The 22269-nt window shown below is 68.3% G+C and carries 23 protein-coding genes; 14 read left to right on the top strand and 9 right to left on the bottom strand.

Translation table 11 applies throughout. The features are described 5' to 3' along the window. Positions 1 to 94 precede the first annotated feature (94 nt). The gene (locus JOF29_RS23665) at positions 95 to 2197 is read left to right on the top strand and encodes a glycoside hydrolase family 43 protein (RefSeq protein ID WP_209696664.1); all 2103 of its coding nucleotides are present in this window, start codon (positions 95 to 97) and stop codon (positions 2195 to 2197) included. 93 nt (positions 2198 to 2290) lie between these two features. On the opposite strand, the gene JOF29_RS23670 is transcribed toward JOF29_RS23665, so the two are convergent. Next, positions 2291 to 3772 carry a short-chain fatty acid transporter gene (locus tag JOF29_RS23670; protein ID WP_209696665.1) on the bottom strand — a complete coding sequence of 494 codons (1482 nt, stop codon included), beginning with the start codon at positions 3770 to 3772 and terminating at the stop codon, positions 2291 to 2293. A gap of 215 nt (positions 3773 to 3987) precedes the next feature. Between JOF29_RS23670 and JOF29_RS23675 the strand changes: the two genes are divergently transcribed. The 9 genes from JOF29_RS23675 to JOF29_RS23715 all read left to right on the top strand — a co-directional run bounded on the left by JOF29_RS23675 (position 3988) and on the right by JOF29_RS23715 (position 11232). Further along, on the top strand, positions 3988 to 4572 hold the full coding sequence (locus tag JOF29_RS23675) for a PadR family transcriptional regulator (protein WP_131284360.1): 585 nt from the start codon (positions 3988 to 3990) through the stop codon (positions 4570 to 4572). Then, the gene (locus JOF29_RS23680; RefSeq protein ID WP_209696666.1) at positions 4569 to 5648 is read left to right on the top strand and encodes an inositol-3-phosphate synthase; all 1080 of its coding nucleotides are present in this window, start codon (positions 4569 to 4571) and stop codon (positions 5646 to 5648) included. The genes JOF29_RS23675 and JOF29_RS23680 overlap by 4 nt, the downstream gene beginning before the upstream one ends. A 57-nt stretch (positions 5649 to 5705) precedes the next feature. Further along, complete coding sequence (locus tag JOF29_RS23685) at positions 5706 to 6128, top strand: GNAT family N-acetyltransferase (RefSeq protein ID WP_209696667.1); 423 nt, start codon at positions 5706 to 5708, stop codon at positions 6126 to 6128. Between the two features lie 2 nt (positions 6129 to 6130). Next, positions 6131 to 6958 (top strand): DUF72 domain-containing protein, encoded by an 828-nt coding sequence (locus tag JOF29_RS23690; protein WP_209696668.1) that lies wholly within the window; start codon positions 6131 to 6133, stop codon positions 6956 to 6958. A gap of 86 nt (positions 6959 to 7044) precedes the next feature. Further along, the gene (locus JOF29_RS23695) at positions 7045 to 7227 is read left to right on the top strand and encodes a hypothetical protein (RefSeq protein ID WP_209696669.1); all 183 of its coding nucleotides are present in this window, start codon (positions 7045 to 7047) and stop codon (positions 7225 to 7227) included. Then, a complete protein-coding gene (locus tag JOF29_RS23700) occupies positions 7224 to 8165 on the top strand; it encodes a hypothetical protein (protein WP_209696670.1) in 942 nt (313 codons plus the stop codon). The genes JOF29_RS23695 and JOF29_RS23700 overlap by 4 nt, the downstream gene beginning before the upstream one ends. Before the next feature lie 302 nt (positions 8166 to 8467). Further along, positions 8468 to 8914: a hypothetical protein gene (locus JOF29_RS23705; RefSeq protein ID WP_209696671.1), complete on the top strand. Its 447-nt coding sequence runs from the start codon at positions 8468 to 8470 to the stop codon at positions 8912 to 8914. A gap of 63 nt (positions 8915 to 8977) precedes the next feature. Then, a complete protein-coding gene (locus JOF29_RS23710; protein WP_209696672.1) occupies positions 8978 to 9967 on the top strand; it encodes a hypothetical protein in 990 nt (329 codons plus the stop codon). Positions 9968 to 10044: 77 nt separating this feature from the next. Beyond that, complete coding sequence (locus JOF29_RS23715) at positions 10045 to 11232, top strand: M20 metallopeptidase family protein (RefSeq protein ID WP_209696673.1); 1188 nt, start codon at positions 10045 to 10047, stop codon at positions 11230 to 11232. Between the two features lie 9 nt (positions 11233 to 11241). Here JOF29_RS23715 and JOF29_RS23720 read toward each other — a convergent pair whose 3' ends face one another. Further along, the gene (locus JOF29_RS23720) at positions 11242 to 11721 is read right to left on the bottom strand and encodes a MarR family winged helix-turn-helix transcriptional regulator (RefSeq protein ID WP_209696674.1); all 480 of its coding nucleotides are present in this window, start codon (positions 11719 to 11721) and stop codon (positions 11242 to 11244) included. Between the two features lie 95 nt (positions 11722 to 11816). Here JOF29_RS23720 and JOF29_RS23725 point away from each other — a divergent pair, with 95 nt between their 5' ends. Next, positions 11817 to 12239, top strand: coding sequence for a nuclear transport factor 2 family protein (locus JOF29_RS23725; protein WP_209696675.1), 423 nt, complete (start codon positions 11817 to 11819; stop codon positions 12237 to 12239). A 52-nt stretch (positions 12240 to 12291) separates the two neighbouring features. On the opposite strand, the gene JOF29_RS23730 is transcribed toward JOF29_RS23725, so the two are convergent. Then, a complete protein-coding gene (locus JOF29_RS23730; RefSeq protein WP_209696676.1) occupies positions 12292 to 13746 on the bottom strand; it encodes a pre-peptidase C-terminal domain-containing protein in 1455 nt (484 codons plus the stop codon). Between the two features lie 148 nt (positions 13747 to 13894). On the opposite strand from JOF29_RS23730, the gene JOF29_RS23735 reads away from it, so the two are divergent. After that, positions 13895 to 14356, top strand: a complete 462-nt coding sequence (locus JOF29_RS23735) for a YciI family protein (RefSeq protein ID WP_209696677.1) — start codon at positions 13895 to 13897, stop codon at positions 14354 to 14356. Here the strand turns inward: JOF29_RS23735 and JOF29_RS23740 are convergent. Together JOF29_RS23740 and JOF29_RS23745 are read right to left on the bottom strand one after the other, a co-directional pair. Next, positions 14338 to 15459 carry a zinc-dependent alcohol dehydrogenase family protein gene (locus JOF29_RS23740; protein WP_209696678.1) on the bottom strand — a complete coding sequence of 374 codons (1122 nt, stop codon included), beginning with the start codon at positions 15457 to 15459 and terminating at the stop codon, positions 14338 to 14340. The genes JOF29_RS23735 and JOF29_RS23740 overlap by 19 nt on opposite strands. After that, the gene (locus JOF29_RS23745; protein WP_209696679.1) at positions 15456 to 15884 is read right to left on the bottom strand and encodes an acyl-CoA thioesterase; all 429 of its coding nucleotides are present in this window, start codon (positions 15882 to 15884) and stop codon (positions 15456 to 15458) included. The genes JOF29_RS23740 and JOF29_RS23745 overlap by 4 nt, the downstream gene beginning before the upstream one ends. Positions 15885 to 15972: 88 nt before the next feature. Between JOF29_RS23745 and JOF29_RS23750 the strand changes: the two genes are divergently transcribed. Continuing rightward, on the top strand, positions 15973 to 16608 hold the full coding sequence (locus tag JOF29_RS23750; RefSeq protein ID WP_209696680.1) for an alpha/beta fold hydrolase: 636 nt from the start codon (positions 15973 to 15975) through the stop codon (positions 16606 to 16608). A 70-nt stretch (positions 16609 to 16678) separates the two neighbouring features. Next, the gene (locus JOF29_RS23755; protein WP_209696681.1) at positions 16679 to 18016 is read left to right on the top strand and encodes an MFS transporter; all 1338 of its coding nucleotides are present in this window, start codon (positions 16679 to 16681) and stop codon (positions 18014 to 18016) included. Here JOF29_RS23755 and JOF29_RS23760 read toward each other — a convergent pair. The 4 genes from JOF29_RS23760 to JOF29_RS23775 all read right to left on the bottom strand — a co-directional run bounded on the left by JOF29_RS23760 (position 17918) and on the right by JOF29_RS23775 (position 22267). After that, on the bottom strand, positions 17918 to 19105 hold the full coding sequence (locus tag JOF29_RS23760) for an ABC transporter permease (protein WP_209696682.1): 1188 nt from the start codon (positions 19103 to 19105) through the stop codon (positions 17918 to 17920). The two genes, JOF29_RS23755 and JOF29_RS23760, sit on opposite strands and share 99 nt — an antisense overlap. Before the next feature lie 149 nt (positions 19106 to 19254). Beyond that, positions 19255 to 19905 (bottom strand): ABC transporter ATP-binding protein, encoded by a 651-nt coding sequence (locus JOF29_RS23765; protein ID WP_209699968.1) that lies wholly within the window; start codon positions 19903 to 19905, stop codon positions 19255 to 19257. A gap of 23 nt (positions 19906 to 19928) precedes the next feature. Next, positions 19929 to 21224: a peptidoglycan-binding protein gene (locus JOF29_RS23770; protein ID WP_209696683.1), complete on the bottom strand. Its 1296-nt coding sequence runs from the start codon at positions 21222 to 21224 to the stop codon at positions 19929 to 19931. After that, on the bottom strand, positions 21221 to 22267 hold the full coding sequence (locus JOF29_RS23775) for a hypothetical protein (RefSeq protein ID WP_209696684.1): 1047 nt from the start codon (positions 22265 to 22267) through the stop codon (positions 21221 to 21223). Before JOF29_RS23775 ends, JOF29_RS23770 begins: the two co-directional genes overlap by 4 nt. Positions 22268 to 22269: the final 2 nt, after the last annotated feature.

The following is a 22269-nucleotide window of genomic DNA, read 5'->3' on the forward strand; positions in this document are numbered from 1 at the left end:
GCTAGCAACACCGGGCCGACCTCGCGAAAAGTGGTCCAGGGGAACTCTCAGGTTGAGTCTTTACAACGTTGGAAGCATCCGGTTCCCTGGGGATGTGATCCGCCTCTCACTGCTCGCAGCGGGCCTGACGCTGCTCGTCTCCTCGGTCAGTCACGCCGCGGCCCCGCCGGCCGCCGGCTACACGAATCCGGTCACCGCCGGGTACTCGGCCGACTTCCCGGACCCTTCGATGATCAAGGGCCGCGACGGCTGGTGGTACGCGTACTCGACCGGCGGCCCGTACGCGAAGGACGGGCACGACGGCGACTCGTACAAGATCGCCCGTTCCCGCGACCTCACCCACTGGGAGAAGGTCGGCTCGGTCTTCGGCGCGAACAACCGGCCGACCTGGGCGGATCCGAGCAGCGGGTTCTGGGCGCCGGACATCCGCTACCTCGACGGGAAGTACGTCCTGTACTTCACGGTCCCGAACACCACGACGACGCCGGGCGACTGGGACTACGCGATCGGTGCCGCCACCGCGCCGACCCCGGCCGGCCCGTGGACCGACTCCGGCGCACCGGTCGTAGCACCACGGCCGGCCGCGGGCGGTGGATTCCAGTGGACGATCGACCCGGCCGAGTTCACGGACACGGACGGTACGCGGTACCTGTACTGGGGCAGCTACAACGGCGGCATCCACGCCGTACGGCTGACGCCTGACGGCCTGCGTACGGTCGGAGCGGTCACAGACGTCGCCCGGGACCGCTTCGAGGGCGCGTACGTCGTGAAGCACGACGGGTACTACTACCTGTTCGGCTCCTCCTCGAACTGCTGCGCCGGCCCGACTACTGGGTACGCCGTGTTCGCCGGACGGTCCCGCAGTCCGCTCGGCCCATTCCTGGACCGGGAGGGCCACGGCCTGAACGCGTCCCGCACAGGCGGTACGCCGGTGGTCGCGCCGAACGGGAACCGCTGGGTCGGTACCGGCCACGCGTCGGTCGTCACGGACCTGAGCGGCCAGCAGTGGCTCGCGTACCACGGTGTGGACCGCACCGATCCGTTCGTGACCAACAGCAACGGCTGGCTCCTCCGGCCGATGCTGCTCGACCGACTCGACTGGATCGACGGCTGGCCGGAAGTGAACGCTGGGGCCGGTCCTCGTGAGTCCAGCAAGGTCTCGCCAGTCACGACCTCTACTGCGACGCAAGGCAACGTACGGGTCGAAGCAGACGTCACAGGCACTGGCCAGGGCGTCTCGGCGCACGGTGTGACAGCCGTACTCAACAAGGGCCAGCTGAAGGTGACCAACCGCGCCGGCTTCACCCGTAGCGTGCCTGTGCCTCTCGACGTACCAGGCACCATCGCACTGGAGATCCGCAACAACCAAGCGACCGCAGAGTTCAGTGAGGACCGACTGGGCGATCCGCTGGCGACGGTCCAGCTGCCTGCACTGCCTGGCGCAGGAGCAGCCGCGCCTGTGGGCGGTGCCGGCAACTTCTCCGTTGCACCGCTCTACAAGCCGGTCACCCGCGCAGCCCCGACGCCACGCATCGGCCGGGTCGACCCGCAGTACTCCGACGAGTTCACCCGCGGACTGGGCGCCGGATGGACCTGGCGGAACGTCAGCCCGGACGCGACGGTCGCCAACGGCGCACTGCGGTGGAAGACCGAGACGAACGATCTCACCGACAACAACACCGCGGCCAAGGCGTCGCTGCTGCTCCGCGACCAGCCGAGCGGCAACTTCGTGGTGGAGACCAAGCTGCACCTCGACGTCGGCACCGACACGGTGCGGAACTACCAGCAGGCGGGTCTGTTGGTCTACCTGGACGACGAGAACTGGATGCGGCTCGATCATGTTGCCGGAGGCACCAGCCGGTTCGTCGAGTTCGGCAAGCGGATGCGGTTCACGCCGGTCGGAGCTCCGTCGGTGGTCACGTTCGGCGGCGCGATGATCGGCCCGCCGGCCGAGACGACCTGGTTGCGACTGGCGCACGACGTCGTACCGCAGACCGGCGAGCACAGGTACCGCGCAGCGTCCAGCACCGACGGGAAGCACTGGGTGTGGGGCGCGGCGTGGACCCTGCCCGCCGGTACGACGCCCCGGATCGGCCTGGTGTCACAGGGCTCGTCCGCGCAGACAGAAGCGCAGTACGGCAAGGCAACCGCACAGTTCGACTATTTCCGGGTCATGAGGCCTCCCGTTCTGGACTGAGGAGCGCAGGGAGCGAAGCGACTGGAGCGACGAGGGAAGAACGGGAGTTCGGGTCTCATGACCGCCGCGCCGGAGGCGCGGCATTCAATACAGTCATGAGGTGACGTGGGGCGCCAGTAGCGTCAACGCGATCAGTGCGGCAGGGAAACAAGCCAGGAACATCGTGAACGTGTAGCCCATGATGTCCCGTGCCTTGAGGCCGAGGATGGCGAGCGTCGGCAGCATCCAGAACGGTTGCAGCAGGTTGGCGCTTGCCTCCCCGAGGTCGTACACGACGACCATCCAGCCCGCGTCGACGTGCAGCGTGTTCGCGGCCTGCAGGACGTACGGCGCCTCGATCACCCACTTGCTGCCACCGCTGGGAACGAAGATGCCGAGGATGCACGAGTAGATCGCGACCAGCGGCGGGAACAGGAACTGGCTGCTCGCGTTCACCAGCCAGCCGGCCAGGCGCCCGGAGATCCCGGTGTAGGCGATCATCCCGAAGATCCCGCCGTACAAGGGGAACTGGAGCAGTACGCCGGCCGCAGCCGGGGCACCGTCGCGGACCGCACGCGCCATCCGCCACGGGCGCCAGTGCAGCAGCATCGCGAGCAGGAACAGCACCAGGTTGACCGTGTTCAGGTCGAGCGCGTTGAAGAAGTTCTTCCCGCTGAAGTACCGCACGAGGTAGACCGCACCGAGCAGCACGATCAGCAGACTGAACAACGGTGAGTGTTCAAGCCAGTCACCCGGCCTGCGCTTCTCGTCCCGCTGACCGTTGTATGGCGACCCGCGTCCAATGAGCGGTTTGAGCTCGATGCCGATGTCCTCCGCGGTCCGCGCATTGCCCTCGCCCGGGGCGATGAACCACGCCATCGCGACGCCGACGACGTACACGATCAGTGTCGCGACGATCGCCTGCCAGGTGAAGATCGTGTCGCTGAGCGGGATCAGGCCGCTGGCATGACCGGCCGCCTTGATCACCTCCTGTACCGGCGACGGACTGCTGCTCGCACTCGCCACCTGCAACGCGGCAGAGCCCGACAACCCCTGCGCCCACACGGTCCCGAGGCCGAGGAACGCCATCGCACCGAGCGCGCGATAGTCGGCCTTCGGTACGTTCCGGGCCACCTCGCGGGCCAGGATCGCGGCGAAGATCAGGCTGAAGGCCCAGTTCAGGTACGACGCCGGCATCGCGACCGCGGCGACGAACGCGACGGCACTCCGCGGGCTCTTCGGGATCCGCGCGAGGCGGGTGATCAACCGGGCGATCGGCCCGCTGGTGGCGACGGCGTGCCCGCCGATGATGATCATCGCCATCTGCAGGGTGAACGTGATCAGCGACCAGAACCCGATGCCCCAGGCATCGACCATCCCGAAGCCCTTGGTCGCGGCCGGGTCGTCGGGGCGCTTCAGCAGCGGCTCACCGGTGACCAGGCCGAACAGCAGCACCACGAACGTACCGACCAGGACGAACCCGAACGCGTCCGGCAGCCACTTCTCGGTGAAGGCGGTGAACCGCAGGGCCAGCCGGGCGAGCACGCCCTCGGCCTCGGCCTCGGCTCTGGCGTGCTTCCCATGACTGTCGGTCATTACCCTCCGCTCCCGGGCTACGACGCTGGGTGTCATTCGATTAACGCAGCTCGGCGCCTGACGTAACAGGTTTCCCGGGCGCGGCGGCTCGCGGAGGTGACAAAGATCGGGTTTGTCAGGAGTTGTCCACAAGCATCGGGTCTGCTTACAGTGGCGGCACGATGTATCGAACCGATACATCAGGTCATGACAAACTGGACCGTGGGAGGTGGGTCATGGGAAACCGCAGTGGGGTCCTGGAGCTCGCCGTACTCGGTCTGCTGCACGAAGCGCCGATGCACGGTTACGAGCTCCGCAAGCGCGTCAACGCCCAGTTCGGTTGGGGACGTGTGCTGTCGTTCGGTTCGCTCTACCCGTGCCTGAAGGCGATGCTCCGCAACGGGCTGATCACGGCCGACCCCGGGACGCCGGAGTCGGGTCGCCGGCCCAAGATCGTCTACACGATCACCGCCGACGGGAAGGACTACTTCGCGCACGCGATGCACGAAGCCGGTCCGTCGGCCTGGGAGGACGACACCTTCGGCGTCCGCTTCTCGTTCTTCGGCCGGACCGATCCGGCCACCCGGTTGCGCATCCTCGAGGGCCGCAGGGCCCGGATGGAGGAGCGGCTGGCCAACTTCCGGGCGGCGATGAGCCGGACGGCGGAGCGGGTCGACGCCTACACCCTCGAGCTGCAACGGCACGGCCTGGAGTCGGCCGAGCGCGAGGTCCGCTGGCTGAACGAGTTGATCGACGGCGAGCGGCGCCAACAGCGGCCCCCTGACCAGCACCATCCGCCTACCCAAGGAGATTCCAGATGACCTCGATCCGAGTGGCGATCGTCGGCGTCGGCAACTGCGCAAGCTCGCTCGTCCAGGGCGTGCACTACTACCGCGACGCCAAGCCCGAGGAGCGTGTCCCGGGTCTGATGCACGTCGTGTTCGGCGAGTACCACGTGCGCGACGTCGAGTTCGTCGCGGCGTTCGACGTCGACGGCAAGAAGGTCGGCCTCGACCTCGCCGACGCGATCGGCGCCAGCGAGAACAACACGATCAAGATCTGCGACGTACCGCCGACCGGCGTGACGGTGCAGCGCGGTCACACCCTCGACGGCCTCGGCAAGTACTACCGGGAGACCATCACCGAGTCCGACGCTTCGCCGGTCGACGTCGTCGCGACGCTGCGGGAGGCCCAGGTCGACGTACTCGTCTGCTACCTGCCGGTGGGGTCGGAGCAGGCGGCGAAGTTCTACGCGCAGTGCGCGATCGACGCGGGTGTCGCGTTCGTGAACGCGCTGCCGGTGTTCATCGCCGGCACCAAGGAGTGGGCGGACAAGTTCACCGCGGCCGGCGTGCCGATCGTCGGCGACGACATCAAGTCGCAGATCGGCGCGACCATCACGCACCGGGTGCTGACCAAGCTGTTCGAGGACCGCGGCGTCACGGTGGACCGGACGTACCAGCTGAACGTCGGCGGCAACATGGACTTCAAGAACATGCTCGAGCGCGAGCGGCTGGAGTCCAAGAAGATCAGCAAGACCCAGTCCGTCACCTCACAGCTGCGCGACGAGATCGATCCCCGCAACGTGCACATCGGCCCGTCCGACTACGTGGCCTGGCTGGACGACCGCAAGTGGGCGTTCATCCGGCTCGAGGGCCGCAACTTCGGCGACGTACCGCTGTCGCTGGAGTACAAGCTCGAGGTCTGGGACTCGCCGAACTCGGCCGGCATCATCATCGACGCGATCCGCGCGGTCAAGATCGCCAAGGACCGCGGCATCGGCGGCCCGATCCTGTCCGCGTCGTCGTACTTCATGAAGTCGCCGCCGGAGCAGTACGCCGACGACGTCTGCCGCGACCTCGTCGAGAAGTTCATCCGCGGCGAGGTCGAGCGCTGACCCCAGCTGCACCGGCACGCCGCCCCGCCCCGGGGCGGCGTGCCATCATGACGCCGGATGATCGAGATCCGTGACTACCGTGACGCCGACGCCACCAGTTGGCTCCGCTGCCGCCTGCTGAGCTTCTTCAACACCGAGTACTTCGACGACGTCGTCGTCGAGCGCCCCACGTTGGAGAACCCCGTCCATCGCCTGGTCGCCGTCGAGAACGACACAGTCGTCGGCCTGATGGACGTCGAACTCTTCCCGGACCGCGCGACCATCGCCGTACTCGCCATCCACCCCGATCACCAACGCGAGGGCCTGGCCACGCGCCTCCTCGACGCGGTCCTTCCGCGGCTCGAGAGCGACGTACTGGACGCCTGGACCCGCGGGGACGCGGCCGCAAACGACTGGTACCAGCGGATCTCGGCCGAGGCGGTGATGCGGGAGCGGTTCGGGCGGGTGCATGTGTGTCGGCAGTACGTGCGAAGGTTGTAGGCATGCTGTACGTCGGTTGTGCGCAGTGGACGCACGCCGCGTGGCCGCAGCCGTCGCGGGACAAGCTGCGGTCGTACGCCTCGTGGTGCAACGCGGTCGAGAGCAACACGACCTTCTACGCGACGCCGTCCCGCTCCGCCGTGGAGAACTGGGCCGCGCAGACGCCGCCCGACTTCCGGTTCGTGGTGAAGTTGCCGCAGGTCATCACGCACGAACGCCGGCTCACCAACGTCGACGCCGAACTGCGCGCGTTCCTGAGCGCGATCGAACCGCTCGGGCCGCGCAACCACACGGTCTGGATCCAGCTACCGGCCGCCTTCTCCCCGACCGACCTCGGCGCGCTCGCGGCCTTCCTGCACAACTCCCCCAGAGAACATCGGTACGCCGTGGAGGTCCGGCACCGGTCGTTCTTCGACGATCCACAGGCTGCTGCGAATCTCGAACGCGTACTGGCGCGCGCTCAGGCCGAGTGGATCCCGTTCGACACCGGCACGCTGTTCGCCCGCCGGCCGACCAGTTTCGCCGAGCGCGACGCGTGGATGAAGAAACCCAGGGTCGCCCGCCGAACCCGCGCGCTGACCGGCCACCCGATCGTCCGCTACATCGGCCGCGACTCCGTCGCCGAGACCGTGGACGGCTGGGCGTACCTCGTCGAACTGGTCGTCGAGTGGCTCACCGAAGGCCGCTCACCGACGATCTTCCTGCACACCCCCGACAACGCCGAGGCCTTGAACCTCGCCCGCCACTTTCACGCGACGGTGGCCGCAGCCGTCCCCACACTGGGCCCGCTCCCGGAACCCGTCGCAACCGAGCCGCCCACGCTGTTCTAGTTATCCACAGCTCCAAAAGTCCCCCGTAGAAACGGCGTCGATCTCCGTATGTTCTCCGCCGACTTCACGACTCGGGAGGACACCCCATGGAGCACTCGACCGACCCCACGACCCGCACCGACGCCCGGACGGAACGGCAGGCACGCAACGACTGGCTGATCACCGAGCTCAGCCGACTCGCGGCAACCGCCGACGATCCCCACGAGCAGACCAGATACCGTCGCGCCGCCGACTCCCTCGCCCGGCTCGCGCTCGCGCACCGCCCGTGAGGACGCCGGCATCGGTCGCCGACCTGCTCGCGGTCAGCGGCGAGATCGCCCGCGTCCTCGCCGGCGCCGACCAGTCCGCGTGGAACGGACGCGTCGTCGCGACCTCGAGCGCGATCCTCGGACTCGCCCACTGGGACGGCACGCTGTACCTCGACCACGACGCAATCCTCGCCCCTCTCCAGCACCTGTACGAGCACGCCGGGGAGTACCACGCGCCGCCGACCCTCCGCGCCTACCGGGAATCGCTGGCGACCATCCTGCACGAACACGCACATTTCCTCGGCCCATCGGGCGCGACCCAGGAAGCCGCCCGGGAAGGCTTCGTCAAACCCGGCAGCCGTGAGCTGGAGGAAGGCGTCACCGAAGCCTGGGCCCAGGACCACCTCGACGCCTACCTCAACCGCCTGGGCGTCGACAAAGTTGCCCCCGGCATCAACTCGGTCCGCTCCGGCGGCTACTACGCCGCCTTCGTTCCCGCCGTCCGCCACCTGACCGCGGACCTCGACACCCGCAACAACCAGCCACCCGGCCACACCCTCCAATCCCTCAACTGCCAAACCGCCGCCGGCCAGTTCCCTCTCCTGGTCGACCACCTCTACAACTCCACCCGCCTCCCCACCCTGGAATCCCCAGCCGCCACCACCCGCTCCCACCTCGAGTCCATCCTCCGCACCGGCCTCTCCCACCTCGACGTCTATGAACTGGTCGCACCCGACCTGGCCACCAAGAAGTCCCGCCTCACCGCCGAAAACCTCCTGACCCACCTCGACCACGAAATCCAGTCGGCAGAATCCGCGTACACGTTCAGCCGAGCACGCACCCCATCCCCCATCCACACAGCCATGTCAGGCGTGGCCACCCCACGCCCATCAACCATCCCCGTCACAACGCCCCGTCCCCACCGACCAGCCACCCCGATCGCGGAGCTCGCCAGATGAACGCATCACCAGTCGTATCTACTCGGGAGACCGGACCCATGGACTACAAGACCTTTCACGCCGAGTACTTGCACCTGCTCATTTGTGTTGACTCCCTGGACGCAGAGAAGTTCACCGCCGAAGCCCAACGCCTACGCCGTCCACGCCGTTGCTCGCCAGCTCCCTGGAGATCTACCCCAACCGACGACCATCCCTGACTCACCGGCCCGCCCCGGGGCGGGCCGATAGGCCACGGCTCGCCCGGCCGCAGTCTGGCCATCACACTGCGGCGTCAGGCGCCATCGCACGGAATACTGGAGCCCATGGACTACGCGGCGTATGACGAGCAGGAGCAGCGGCTGGTCGATGCGGTGATGGCCAAGTCGATCGCCGAGGAGGACTTGTGGATCGAGGTCGACCGCTTGAAGGCGCTGATCCCGACCGTGGAGCCGGCAGCAGATCGTCAGCGCGCCGAGGACAGCATGGAGTCGCTGGAGCGCGTGCTGAACCTCAAGGCCCCACCGATGTCGGACGAGATGGCCGCCGCGATCCGGGTCCAGTCGAAGGCCTTCCTCAGCAAGGGCACCCCCGACGAACGCATCGAACTCCTCAGGGCCGCCATGACCGAGATCGGCCGGATCGCCGCATCGATGGACGGGGCCGAGGCAAGCACCATCCGCCATCTCAACGAACCACTCGCGATGGACATCGAAGCGGTCCGCATCCACAACGACCCCACCCACCCCGGCTACCAAGGACACGCCGAATAGCAAGGACCGAAGAGCATGGTCGCGAGTCCCGCCGAACTGATGCAGGTCCAGGCGGATGTCGCTGTGGCGACGCTGCGCGCGCACCACTCGTCCTGGAACAAGCGGTACGAAGTACTCCCGCGGAGCGACGAGCTAGCGTCCGGTGTGACGTGGGACGGCACCATCCAGTACAACCCCATCGATGTCACCGAGCCTCTGCAGGAGATGTTCGATCGTGCCGAGCGGCAGCACGACGACGAGACACTGATGAGCTTCCGCGAAGCCCTGCGGATCGTCTTGCACGAGAACATCCACCTGATGGCCGGTCCAGGTACGTCGTTGACTTTCCCGCTCGACGCGTACGAAGGAAAAGCCCACAAAGTCTTCGAAGAGGGAGTCACCGAGCGAGCGACGCGGAACGAACTCACCAACTACATCGACGCACTCGAACTGGAACGGATCGCTCCCGGCATCAGAACGGCACCGACCCAGGGAGCGTACGCGGCCTATATTCCTGCCGTCGACGAGTTCGCTGCGGCCGTTGGCAAGAACGTCGGTCTGGAGCCTGCCGAGGTCGTGCATCGAATGGCGGTGGTGAACGCGACAGAGAAGTTCCCGGTCGCCGCGGAGCTGCTGTACGCGAAACATTTGAGCCAGCTGGTTCCCGAGGCGGCGAAGGCGGACGCTGTCGGCCGCATCGCCGAGGCCATGCATGGGCCGTTCGCCGCCATCCACGACTGCAACCCGAAGGACCCCTCCGACATTCGCATGTCCGGTATGGCGGGACGCGCCGCCTTCCGGAACGCGAGTGCGGAAGTCCGGCAGATCGCCGCGCATTGGTCGGGGAATCAGGAGCTTCGGCGGGCGCTTGACGCAGGTCTTGGAGCGAACGCGCCGCTTCATAAGCCGCAGCAGGATGGTCGGGCCGGCGATGGTTCGCGTGCCGAGGGTGGAGAGCCGGGGCAGCGGCCGAGTTGGAATGCTCAGTCTGTTGATCATCGACCGTCGGCCCCGGGGCCCTCGGGAACGTCCGCGGCCCGCGCAGATCGTCCGCGCAGGTTGTCGCGGGACTGACAGCAGCCGAGTGAGGGGCGCGGTTGGTGTGGGTACGGTGGCGGGCAGGTTGGTGTGGATGGGGACTGGAGGTTGTTGTGGAGTTTGTTGCTGAGGGCGTGGGGATTGCGGGCGGGTTGGTGGAGTTGCGGCGGGTGTTGCATCGGGAGCCTGAGGTGGGGCTGGTGTTGCCGCGGACTCAGCAGGTGGTGATGGATGCGTTGGCGGGGTTGCCGTTGGAGGTCAGCACCGGGCGTGAGGTCACGTCTGTCGTCGGAGTGCTGCGGGGTGGTTCGCCGGGGCCGACCGTGTTGTTGCGTGGGGACATGGACGCGTTGCCGGTGGTCGAAGAGACAGGGCTCGGGTATGCGGCGGAGAACGGCAACATGCATGCCTGCGGCCACGATCTGCACACGGCAGGGCTGGTTGGTGCGGCGCGGCTGCTGAGTGCCCATCGGGAAGAGCTGCACGGGAACGTGATCTTCATGTTCCAGCCCGGTGAGGAAGGGCTCGGCGGGGCCGGGTACATGCTGCGCGAAGGTCTGCTGGATGCGACCGGTGACAAGCCGATCGCGGCGTACGCACTGCATGTCTGGGCGCAGGCCGCGAAGGGGGTCTTCCAGTTCAGGCCGGGGACGATGATGGCGAGCTCGAACCAGTTGCACATCACCGTGTACGGCAAGGGCGGGCACGGGTCGATGCCGGCGACGACGGTCGACCCGGTGCCGGTGGTGGCGGAGATCGTGCTGGCGTTGCAGGCATACGTGACGCGGCGGGTCGATGTGTTCGACCCTGTGGTGGTCACCGTGACGCAACTCGAGGCGGGTGTCGCGATCAACGTCATCCCGAACTCGGCCCGCCTCGGTGCGACGGTACGGACGCTGTCCGACGCGATGCTCGAGCAGCTGACCCGCGACCTGCCCGCCCTCGCGGAACGGATCGCGGCCGCGCACGGCTGCACCGTCGACGCGCGGCTGAACCCGCAGTACCCGGTGACGGTGAACGATGCCGGGCGTACGGCGGAGACGACCGAGGTACTGACCGGGTTGTTCGGCGCGGAGCGGGTGGAGCGGTTGCGGAACCCGTTGATGGGCGCCGAGGACTTCTCGATGGTGCTGCGCGAGGTGCCGGGGACGTTCGCGATGATGGGTGCGCGGCCGGACGATGTGGCTGCGGGCGAGGCGCCGTCCAACCACTCGAGTGTCGTGCGGTTCGACGACGCGGTCCTCGGCGACAACGCTGCAGCGTTGGCTGAGCTGGCCGCCCGCCACTTGATACAAGCCTGAGCCCGCAAGTCACGGCAGGTTGGGGGAACGCGCGAGGTGGTCGTTGACTCGGGTCAGGAGGGTGAAGAGCTGAGCTCGTTCGTCCGCGGTCAGAGGCGCCGTGAGGTGGTTGTTGACCGCAGACAGGATGCGGTCGAGCTCAGCTAGCCGGGCTTCGCCGGCGGGGGTGATCGTTATGACGTTGCGGCGTTTGTCGGTCGGGTCCGGAGCGCGGTGGATCCAGCCGCCGTCCGACAGTTCGTTGAGTACGGCGACCAGGTCGCTCTTGTAGACGCGTGCCCGGCCGGCGACCGCTGCCTGGCTGGCCGGACCGAACTCGGCGAGTGCCGCGAGCACGACGAAGTGGTCCTTGTGGGCACCGATGGCGCGGAGTGCCTCGCTGGAAACGCGCTGCGTCTGGGCCGCGGTCATCCCGACGAGGCGGGACAGCTGCGCCTTCACCCGCTCGGGCGTCCGGTCACCGTGATCGAACCGCAGGTCGTCGTCCATGGACGCAGCGTACGCCTATTGCGTTAGTCGGACTAACGATCTACATTCATTGGAGGCGCCAATGTTAGTCCGCCTAACCATTAAGGAGTCCGACCATGACCGACCTCCGCGAACTCATCGACCGCAGCGAGCTCGCCGAGCTGGTCGCCCGGCACAGCCTGTGGATCGACGAACTGCGGTACGACGAGAGCGAGCAACTGTTCACCGACGACATCGCCGTGACGTCGCTCCGGGGCGAGGCCACCGGCGTCGAGGCGCTCGTCCAGCTCGCCCGCAAGGGCCACGACACCTACGTCGGTACCCTGCACAACAAGTCCAACCTGATGATCGCGATCGACGGCGACACCGCGACCGTGCGGGCGAACGACATCGCGGTGCTCGTCCGCCACGACATGACCGAGGAGATCGCTGCCGCGATTCACTACTACCGGGCGCGGCGTACGTCCGAAGGCTGGCGCTTCGACCGGCTGGAGATCGTTCCGCAGTCGCTCACTGCCCCGCTGGAGCGCGCCATCTAGAACGAGGACCTGTGGCTGGTCGATCCGCCAGAAAGCGACCAGCCACAGGGATTCAGGACGACGAGATGCCGACCGTGTAGGCGCCGCGGCTGCCGTAGGTGGAGTACCCCGTGTTCAGCGGGTCGCCGTACCCGACGTTGTCGATCCGCAGGTAGTACGTACCCGGCTGGAGGGCGCCGCTAACACTCGCGCCGAGGCCCGTCGGCGTCCCGGCGTCGCTCTGGCCGGAGGCCGGGTCGTTGGAGGCAACGACTGCTCCGGAACCGTCCAGCAGGTCCAGCTTGATGTCCAGGTTGCCGCCGACCGCGGCGGGGCTCGCCGTCGCGGAGTAGTTGCCCGCAGCACTCACATCGACGCGGTAGACGTCGGTGTCGTCCTCGGCCGCGATGATCCCGGACACCGGTGTACCGACCGTCAGCGCGGCCGCGTCGGCGGTCGTGTCGCCTGCCTCGTCGGCGCGGAGTGCGAGGCCGTGGGTGCCGACGACCGCGAAGTCGTCTTCCTTGTTGTTCGCGTCGGCGTACTCGCCCTTGCTCCACTGGCTGATCCCGCGGTAGTACCCGACGCCCATGATCGGCGCCCAAGCGCCGTGGCCCTGGTAGTACCCGACCGTCGACGTCCCGTCGTGGGACAGCCCGACGTTGTGCCCGGCCTCGTGCGACGCCGCCTCGGCCAGGTTCTTCGCACCGGTGCCGACGCCCTTCGTGAACACCAGCGCCGGCTGGTAGTACGCGTGTTGCGAGGAGTTGTCGTACACGCCGACGTACGCCACGCCGCCGCAACCGCAGCCGGACTGGTACCAGGTGTCCGGGTCGATCAGCACCCGCGTGCCGTACTGCTGGTCCGACGCGCTCGACCGCTCGATCGCCGCCGGATCCGGCTCCTGCGTCGTCACGTCCACGTCGAACGGCGCGTAGTCCTCGGCCACCCTGGCCCAGACCTCGTGTACGACGTCCTGCTCCGCCGTACTGAAGCTGCTCGGATCGCCGTCCGTGTCGTACGCCGACACGTTGACCGGGTCGACACCCTTCGACGCGTTCCACGCCGTACCGGTGATCGTGTGTCCGGTGAAGTCGAGGTAGATGACCCGGTTCGAGCCGGGCTTGCTGTGCAGCTCGAACGCCGGACCGGTGGCAGCAGCGACCGCGGTCTTCGCCCAGCGCGGGGAGGCGACCGCGTCGGCCGTCCGCTCGGTGGTCGTGGCGACCGGCTCGCGGTAGAACAGCCGGCCGGCGTGGTCCAGCCAGGCCGTCTTGTCGCTGGCCAGGATCTGCCGGAGGTGGTCGGTGGTCAGCTTGTTCTGCGCGGCCACCTCGTCGAGCCGGGACTGGACGCGGCCGAGCGCGGTCCGGCCCGGCAACTCCTGGCCGAGGAGCTGGTCGATGGGAGGCGCGGGCTGCTTGGCGTCGGCCTGGTTACCCAGCGCGACGGCCACGGCTCCGAAGACGACGGTGCCGGCGACAGCGAGTGCACCGATCCGGCGGCGATGCAGGGGGCGGGTTGGCATGGGGCGGGAACTCCTCAGGTACTCCGGCGTGCCTCACTTGACATCCTCACGAGCGGTGTACGCGAACGCACTGTGCGTAGCCTGCCCGAAGGTCCCTGCCGCTGTATAGATTCGTCTCGGGATTTAACGCCGACTTGGGAGGCTCTCGATGCGTTTCATGATGATCTTCAAGGCCAATCCGGAATCCGAGGCTGGGCAGCCGCCGACCGAGGCCGCGCTGACCGCGATGGGCCTGGTGATGGCCGAGATGGCGGAGAAGGGCGTGCTGCTGGCGGGGGACGGGCTGTTGCCGAGCTCGCACGGCTTCCGGTTGCAGCTCGACGAGGGGAACCGCCGCGTGGTCGACGGTCCGTTCGCCGAGACCAAGGAACTGATCGCCGGGTTCTGCCTGATCGAGGTGGCCTCCCGGGCGGAGGCGGAGGAATGGGGCTGGCGGTGTATCGCCGCGGACGCCCTCGGCGCCGGCGATCCGCGGAGCTCCGGCCAGCTGGAGATCCGGCCGATCCCGCCGGCCGACTACTTCGGCGACAACTACACCGAGGAGGCCCAGCACCGGAACGTGGAAACCTTCCAGAAGGCCGCGGAGAACCTTCAGAAGAGCAGCACCTGACGGATCGACGTACCGGCGGCGAGGTCGTCGAACGCCTCGTTGAGGTCGTCGAGTCCGACGGTGGCGGTGAGCAGCCGGTCGACCGGTAGCCGGCCGGCTTGGTAGAGCGCAACGTACCGGGGGATGTCGCGGGACGGGACCGACGAGCCGAGGTAGGAGCCTTTCACGGTGCGTTCCTCGGCGACGAGGCTGACCGCCGGCACGCTGAAGGACTGCGACGGGTGCGGGAGACCGACTGTGATCGTGGTCCCGCCGCGGCGGGTTGCGGCGTACGCCTGCTCCAGGACCTTGGCGCTGCCGACTGTCTCGAAGGCGTACTCCGCGCCGCCGGATGTTGCTTCCCGGACCTGGTCGACGGCGTCCGGGGCGCGGGCGTCGATCGCTGCCGTTGCGCCGAGCTCGCGGGCCAGTTGGAGTTTGGCGGGTACGACGTCGACGGCGACGATCGGGTGGGCGCCGACGAGCACCGCGCCGAGGAGGGCAGAGAGACCGACGCCGCCAAGGCCGAAGACTGCTGTACTGCGGCCTGCACGCAGTCGCGCTGTGTTCACTACCGCGCCGACGCCGGTGAGGACTGCGCAGCCGAAGAGTGCGGCGATCTGTGGCGGGAGGGTCGGGTCGATCTTCACCGCCGAACGTGCCGAGATCACGGCATGATCCGCAAACCCGGAGATGCCCAGATGGTGGTGGATGACATCCGCCTTCTGGTCGGTCAGGCGGTGAGATCCGGTGAGGAGGGTGCCGCTGGTGTTGGCGGTGGCGCCTGGTTCGCAGAGGGCGGGGCGTCCGGAGGTGCACGGGCCGCAGGTGCCACACGCGGGGACGAAGGCGCAGGCGACCACGTCACCGGGGGTGAAACCGGGGGCCTCGGAATGGATCACCTCGCCGGTGGCCTCGTGGCCGAGCAGCATCGGCATCACGCGTGGGCGCGAACCGTCGATCACCGACAGGTCCGAGTGGCACAGCCCGGCGGCCCGGATCCGGACCAGCAACTCCCCCGGCCCCGGCGGCGCGAGCTCGACCTCCTCCACCCGCAACGGCCGCGACTCGGCGTACGGCGCCGCCAACCCCATCTCCCGCAGAACCGCACCTTTCACGATCATGGGGTGATCCCTTCCAGGGCGGTGCGGATGAGGGCCGGGACTGGGACCGGGCGGCGGTTGGTGCGGTCCACGAAGACGTGGACGAAGCGGCCGGTGGCGGCGGGATGGCTGGAGTCCTCGCGGAACAGCGCGATCTCGTAGCGCACGCTGGAGTTGCCGAGTTGGGCGCAGCGAAGCCCGGCGTCGACCACCCCCGGGAAATCCAGCGGCTGCTTGAACGTGCACTGCGAGTCCACGCACAACCCGATCACCTCGCCGCCGTGGATGTCGAGCCCGCCGGAGCGGATCAGGAAATCGTTGATGACGGTGTCGAAGAAGCTGTAGTACTCGACGTTGTTGACGTGCCCGTAGACGTCGTTGTCCTTCCACCGCAGCGTGATCGCCAGGTGGTGCGGATACGCAGCGCGCTCGTGCGATTCAGCCATGAACATCCCATCCGCGCTGCGGCTCGGAACCGGCAACCATCGTAACTGGTGCGTCCGGCAATGGCCTTGAGAGAGGCTTGAATTGAGCATGCGCTTCGTACTGATCCCCGGTGCCGCGAGTACGTCCTGGCACTGGCATCGCGTCACTGCCGAGCTTCGTTCCCGCGGGTACGACGTGATCCCGGTCGACCTGCCCTGCGACGACCCGTCGGCGGGGTTGCCGCAGTACGTCGACACGGTGGTGAACGCCGTACCGGGCGACGAGGAGGTCGTGCTGGTGGCGCACTCGCTCGGTGGCTTCACCGGCACACTGGCGTGCGAGCGGCTGCCGGTTCGCGAGTTCGTGCTGGTCGCCGCGATGGTGCCCGCGCCCGGCGAGCGGATCGCCGACTGGTGGGGCAACACCGGGTACGACTGGGTCGACGGTGACGTGGACGCGTTCTTTCATGATCTGCCGCCGGAGTTCGCGGCCGAGGCGCGCCGGCAGTTGCGGACGCAGTCGGACAGGCCGATGAACGACCCGTGTGCGTTTGAGGACTGGCCGGACGTGCCGACGCGAGCGGTGATCGCGCGGGACGACCTGCTGTTTCCTGCCGAATTCCTGCGGCGGGTGACGCAGGAGCGGCTCGGGTTCGCTCCGGACGAAGTACCTGGTGCGCACTTCCCGATGCTGGGCCGGCCCGCGGCCGTGGTGGACTATCTCCTCAGGGGTGCCGCGAGCTAGTCCTTCCAGAGTCCGACGCGGTTGGCGTAGGCCGGAGGTTCTCGACAGGCTCGGCGGTTACAGTGCAGGCGTGCGGTTCATCCGGGATCTGTGGACGTTGTTGCAGCGGCGTGATTTCCGGCGGTTGTTCGCGGTTCGGTTGACGTCGCAGTGCGGCGACGGGGTGTTCCAGGTCGCGCTGGCGTCGTACGTGCTGTTCTCGCCCGAGCGGGCGCCGGACGCGGCCGCGATCGCCGGGCTGTTCGCGGTGTCGCTGCTGCCGTACTCGATCCTCGGCCCGTTCACCGGCGTACTGCTGGATCGCTGGTCGCGCCGCCAGATCCTGTTCGGCGCGAACCTGACCCGTGCGGTCCTCGTGATCGGCGTCGGCGCACTCGTCGCGGTCGGCAACGCGGGCGTTCCGTTCTACCTCGCCGTACTGCTCACCCTCGGCGTCAACCGCTTCCTGCTCTCCGGCCTCTCCGCCGGCCTCCCGCACGTCGTCGAACGCGACGAACTGGTGATGGCCAACGCGGTCACGCCCACTTCCGGTACGGCGGCCTTCCTGGTCGGCGGCGGGATCGGCGCCGGGGTGAAGCTGCTGGTCGACTCGGACCTCACCGTGCTCGGGCTGACCGTGGTCGTCTACACCGCCGCCGCCCTCATCGCCCTCCGGCTCCGCCGCGACCAACTCGGCCCCGACCTGAGCGGCGACGAGCCCGGCATCGTCGAAGCGCTCCGTACGATCGCGACCGGCCTGGTCGACGGCGGCCGGCACCTCCGCGAACGCCGGCAGCCCGCGCTCGGTCTCGCCGCGATCGGTTCGCTGCGGTTCTTCTTCGGGCTGATGACGGTCGCAATGGTCCTGCTCTACCGCAACTACTTCTACGGACCCGGGCAGCTCGACCAGGCGTTCGGCGCGCTCGCGATCGCGACCGGGGCCGTCGGCGCCGGTCTGTTCGTCGCCGCACTGGTCACGCCGTGGGGCACCCGGGTGATGTCGCTGCGCCGGTGGATCACCTGGCTGTTCGTCGGCGCCGCGGTCGTGAGCGCCGTACCGATCGGGTTCTACACCAGGCCCGCGCTGGTGATCGGCGGGTTCCTCACCGGATTCTGCGTGCAGGGCATCAAGATCAGCGTCGACACCCTCGTCCAGACGGGTGTCGACGATGCGTACCGCGGCCGGGTGTTCGCGCTGTACGACATGATCTTCAACGTCGGGCAGGTCTCCGCGGCCGCGCTCGGCGCGGCGATCCTGCCCGACAGCGGGAAGTCGTACCCGGTACTCGCGCTCGTCGTGGTCGGTTACGCGCTCACCGCTTTGCTGTACTCACGTGCCTCGCAGCGCGGTGATCGGCTGGATGGCGGAGGCCTTCCAGGCGGGGTACGTACCGGCGACCAGACCGATGAACGCACCGAGCAGGGGTGAACCGAACGCCAGCCGGTTGTCGAGGATCGGGGTCCAGTCGCGGATCCAGGACACGCTGACGGTCAGGATCACGCCGACCGCCGTACCGAGCAGTCCGCCGAGGAAACCTACGATCACGCTCTCGACCAGGAACTGCACGGCGATGTGTCTTCGCGCGGCGCCGAGGGCTCGGCGGAGGCCGATCTCCGAGACGCGTTCCAGTACCGACAGCAGGGTCACGTTGGCGATGCCGAGGCCGCCGACCAGGAGCGCGACCGCGCCCAGCAACAGGAACAGGGCGTTCAGGTCGGACTCGACGCCTTTCCGTACGGCGCCCTGCTTGGGCGGAGCGTCGACGCTCAGGGTGCTCGGGTCGTTCGGCTGGATCGCGATCGGGGCCTGCTCGGCGATCAGTTGCGCGGCACCGACGGCGGTGCGGATCTCTACCGCGTCGGGTGACTGGAGGTTGTAGGCCTCGCGTGCGGTGCCGTTCGGCATGATCACCGCGTCGCTCAGCTCGGCGCGGCCGCTGACCGAGTCGAGGATGCCGATCACGGTGTACGGCACGGCGCCGATGAACACTGCCGGTTGTGAGTCGACGCGGTTGATGCCGAGGCGTTCGGCGGCATGCTTGCCGAGGACAACCACTTTGTCGGCGCGCCGGTCGTGGCCGTCGTCGAAGAACCTGCCGGTCTTGAGCACCGCGCGTACGGCGTCCCAGAGGCCGGCGGATCCGGCCATCACCGGGAGCGCCTTGCCGGCACCGCTGTCCAGGCCGGTCACGTTCTGCACCAGGTCGTCCCCGATCTGCAGGTTGCTGACCGTGCCGACCGCGTCGACGCCGTTCAGCCGTTGGATCCGGTCCGGCGCATCCCACGGCAGTTGCGTCGCCGCCTCCCCCTGCTGCCCGCCTTTGTCATCCGGCGACACCACCACCCGCGTCGCCGCCGCCAGGTCGAACCGCTGCGTGATCTGCCCGGCCGCAGTCTGTCCCAACCCCACAGTCCCCACCAGGGCAGCAACCCCAAGCACGGTGCCGAGCGTGGTGAGAATCAACCGCGTAGGACGAGCAGCTACACCCGCGAGCGCCTCGTCGAGCAGATCCCGCACGGCGGGACGAGACCTCCGCGGAGACCGCCCTGGCTCTGACGGGTTGGGCGACCCACGCCGGACGAGCCGCGCGAGGGCGACCCGCGGCCGCCTCCGGCGCCGCTGCGACGTGGACGGCCCGCCGGTCGGGTCCGGGGGGCCTGATTGGGTTACCACTGGAGGGTTCCGTCGACGATGCGGACCTGGCGTTGGGAGCGGCGGCTGACGTAGTCGTCGTGGGTGATCACCGCGAGCGTCATCCCCTCGCCGTGCAGTTCGTCGAACACCTGAAGGATCGCCTCCGCGTTCTTGCTGTCCAGGTTGCCGGTCGGCTCGTCCGCCAGCAGCAGGCTCGGTTCCGCGACCAGCGCCCGGGCGATCGCCACCCGCTGCCGTTCACCACCCGAGAGCGTGGTCGGCGCGAACTCCATCCGGTGCGCCAGCCCGACCCGCTCCAGCGCGACCCGGGCCCGGGCGAGCCGCTCCCGCCGCGGCACCCCGACGTACACCATCGAGAGCGCGACGTTCTCCAGCACGGTCCGATGGTCGAGCAGATGGAACGACTGGAACACGAACCCGATCCGCTGCCCGCGCAGTACGGCCCGCCGCCGCTCCCGCAGGCTCATCGTGTCGACGCCGTCCAGCCGGTACACCCCATCCGTTGGGTTGTCCAACAACCCGAGCAGGTGCAGCAACGTCGACTTCCCGGACCCGGACGGCCCCACGATCGACAGGTACTCCCCCTGCCCGATGGTCAGGTCGATCCCCGTGATCGCCCGTACTTCGGGCGGCCCCGGGAAGAACCGCCGTACCCCGATCATCTCGACCACCGGCGCCGCGGTACTCACTTCCCCACCACCACTTGGTCGCCCTCACTCAGCTGCGCGTCGCCCTTCGGCGTCACCTGCGCGAACCCGTCCGCGGACAGCCCGACCGATACCGGAACCAGCTCGACCTTCCCGTTCCGCAGTACCTCGACCCGCGACGCACCGTCCGACCCGGACGACAACGCAGCCACCGGAACGGCGAGCACCTTGCCGCTCGTGCTCTTCACCGGGATCGTCACCCGCACGTTCGCGTCCCGCAGCAGCGCCAACTGGCTGCCGGTCAGCGCGTTGGGCGCGACCACCACGTCGTACTGGGTCCCGTTCTTCGTCACCCGCAGGACCTTCGACGCGACCGACGTACCGTCGCTGAGCTCGAGCGCTGCCGCCATCCCCGCCTTCAGCCGCTGCGCGGTCTCCGCGTCGACCTTGAGCGTGACGACCAGCGACGCGCCGCTCGCCGACATCACCACGCCGTTGACGGTCCCACCGCGCTCCACCTTCACGTCGTCGACCCGGCGCGGGAGTGTCTTCACGTAGACGACCTCCGACACCGGCAACGGCGTACCGGCCTTGAACTCGGCGTCGGAGCGCGCCTGCTGGGCGTCCGACAGGTTCTGCTGGGCGTCGTCGACCGCACCTTGCTGTACGGAGGTGTCTTTCGCCTTGGCATCCTTCGCCGCCTTCAGCTGCGACTGCGCCTGCCGGAGCTGCTTCTTCGCCGCGTCCACCTGTTTCTTCGCCTGGTCGACCGCCTGAGTCAGCCGATCCTCCGGCGCGGGAGCGTCGTACCCGGCGTTCGCGTAGAGCTTTTCCACCGCGGCCGACGTGGACAGCGTGTACTGGTCGTCGACGGTCCCCGGGTTGTACCCGAGCCGCTCGAGCGTCTGCTCCAGCTGCAGCACGTCCGGCCCCTTGCTCCCCGGCGACAGCGTGCGATACATCGGCAGTACGCCGGCCAGCCCGATCACCGGCCGCCCGGTGATCTCCAGCAGCGCCTTGCCCTCGGTGATCGACGAGCCGACCGTCGGGACCTTGCCCGTGACGATCGGCGGCGTGGTCAGACCGGCGGTCTCGACCCGGATGTTCACCGCCCCGTCGAACGACGCGTCACCACGCCCGACCACCTTGCTCGACAGCAGCTTCTTCGCCACCGGCACGGTGATCTGGGACGCGGCCGGCGGGGCGGTCTTCGCGGCGGCGTCCTCCGGCGAGCTGATCCGGCTGCCCGCTGCCACCCCGATCCCGAGCGAGACCACAGCCACCCCGGCCACGCTGACCAGCACCCGGCGGCGGGACTTGGGCGAAGCGGTCACCGGTTCGCCGTCTCGTTGCGGTACGCCTCGAGCTCGGCCTTGTGCTGGTCGACGAACTCCTTCTCCTGCTCGTACTGCACCTTCTTGTACGAGTCGTCGTACCCGTGGGCCTTGCACTTCTGGTCCGCGACCGCGAGCTCGATCTCCCGCTTGCGGAGATCGGCCAGCTTCGCGGAGTCGACCTTGTCGAACGACGGCGGACCGGTGACCGTCTTCGCCGGGCCACCCTTGGCCGGCGGCTGGTTGCCGGTGAGCGCGTCGAGCTTCTGCTGCACCTCGTCCCGCGGGTCGGAGACCTTCTTGTACCCGGCGTGCCCGGCGTTGGCCATGCAGTCGGACCAGGCGCTCGTCGCGTCCACCACCCGCTGGTCGGAGTCGATCCGCTTCTGCAGCGCCTGGATGTCCTTGAACAGGCTGTCGAACTTCTTGAAGTCGATGTTGCCCTTGGTGTCGCCGTACACCTGCTTCACCGCCTTGCCGCGGCACCCGAGGTCCATCTGGCCGCTCGAGCTCGGCCCTCCGCCTTGGATCACGACCGTGCCGTTCCCGTTGGCGTTGGGTCCGTTCAGCGCCTTGTCGTACGCCTTCTGCGCGGTCGGCGAGAGCCCCTTGCGGATCTTCGTGTTCGGGTTGCCGCCGTCGTCCGCGGCCTTCGACCAGTCGATCGTGCTGACGCCGTACCCGTACTGTTCGGCGAACTTGTCCGGCGGCAGGTTGAACGCGTCGCTGAACTTGCCCTTCGCCTGCTGCTCCGGCGGTACGGCGACGTACTCGAAACCGGCGTCCTTCATACACGCGACGGTGGCGTCCTCGACCTTCCGCTGCTTGGCGAGATCCTCGTCGCTCGGCTGCTGCGCACCGCCCGCCCGGGTCGCGATCCGGAAGGAGCCGCCGCCCCCGGACGAGCTGACGAAGCCCTCGCCCATGTACTCCGCGAGCGGACTCTTGCCGCTGTTCTGATCGGACGCGACCGGCGCCTTGCCGTTGCCACAGGCAGCCAACGCGAGGACCGCCACCAGGGCGAGTGCTGTTTTGCTCTTCATGG

Origin of the sequence: Kribbella aluminosa (assembly GCF_017876295.1) — a bacterium.
Classification (GTDB): Bacteria; Actinomycetota; Actinomycetes; order Propionibacteriales; family Kribbellaceae; genus Kribbella; species Kribbella aluminosa.